The sequence below is a fragment of the Gordonibacter pamelaeae 7-10-1-b genome (genome assembly GCF_000210055.1).
Classification (GTDB): domain Bacteria; phylum Actinomycetota; class Coriobacteriia; order Coriobacteriales; family Eggerthellaceae; genus Gordonibacter; species Gordonibacter pamelaeae.
This window is the reverse complement of the sequence record NC_021021.1, coordinates 2,955,253-2,956,346: the sequence shown is the minus strand read 5'-3', so window position 1 is coordinate 2,956,346 and position 1,094 is coordinate 2,955,253. Positions and strand designations below refer to the sequence as shown.

The 1,094-nt window shown below is 68.4% G+C and carries 1 protein-coding gene; it reads left to right on the top strand.

Annotated features, from left to right (window positions below):
* Positions 1-103: 103 nt before the first annotated feature.
* Positions 104-898, top strand: coding sequence for an ABC transporter permease (locus tag GPA_RS19480; protein ID WP_041239674.1), 795 nt, complete (start codon positions 104-106; stop codon positions 896-898).
* Positions 899-1,094: the final 196 nt, after the last annotated feature.

The following is a 1,094-nucleotide window of genomic DNA, read 5'->3' as shown; positions in this document are numbered from 1 at the left end:
TGCGCATACGCCACCGCGCCTCGGACGGCTTCGCGTCCGGCACGTTCACGCTGGCGGACGGCGCGCTCTCCTTCGCGGCGACAGGTGGCGAGGGGGTGCGCCCGTGACCGACGGCGTGGTGGATATCGGCTATGTGGAGCTCTTCTCCGCGAGCGCCCTCATGCTCGTGGCGGGCCTCGTGTCGTGGAAGCTGGAGCTCGGGCAGACGCGGCGCATCGCCGTGTCGTCGGTGCGCTGCTTCGTGCAGCTCCTTGCCGCGGGCTTTCTGCTCACGTACCTGTTCGAGTTCCAAACGTGGTGGCTCGTGCTGCTCGTGCTGGCGGCCATGGTGATCGCCGCCACGCAGATCGCCACGTCGCGCGTGAAGAGCCGCATCCCCGGGCTGGTGCCGGCCGTGTTCGTCTCGCTCTTCGTGTCGTCCACCGCCATCGGGCTCATCGTGGTGGAAGGGGTCGTGCACGCCGAGCCGTGGTACAACGCGCGGCAGCTCGTGCCCATCGTGGGCATGATCATGGGCAACGCCATGGCGGCCGTTGCCGTGGCCATCGACCGGCTGTTCGCGGACATGGACGCCCGCGCGCCCGAGATGTTCTCTCTCGTGGCGCTGGGGGCGACGCCGCACGAGGCGGCGGCCCCCTCGCTCAAGGCCGCCATCGGGGCGGGCATGACGCCGGTGCTGGCCAACATGTCGGCTGCGGGCATCGTGACGTTCCCCGGCATGATGACCGGGCAGCTGCTCGCGGGGGCCGACCCGCTGGCCGCGGCGAAGTACCAGATCGTGGTCATGCTCATGCTCTCGGCCGCCAACACCATCGCCATCGTCATGGCAAGCTACCTCACCTACCGCAAGCGCTTCGCCCCCGATGGATATTATTTGGACAAGGGCCTGCGCGGATAGGCTGTACTTTATAATCGGCGGGACGCGAAAGGATTGCACCGTGGCCGACGAGAAGGCGTTTTCCCATATTACGGTTTCCACCGATGACGATGACGACGTCGTGATCCAGGCGGGGGCCCGCGCGGTTTCGCGCCCGGCGGCTCTCGAGCCCGCGCCGGAGCCCGATTGCGCGCCCGATTCCGAGGAGCCTGCGTCC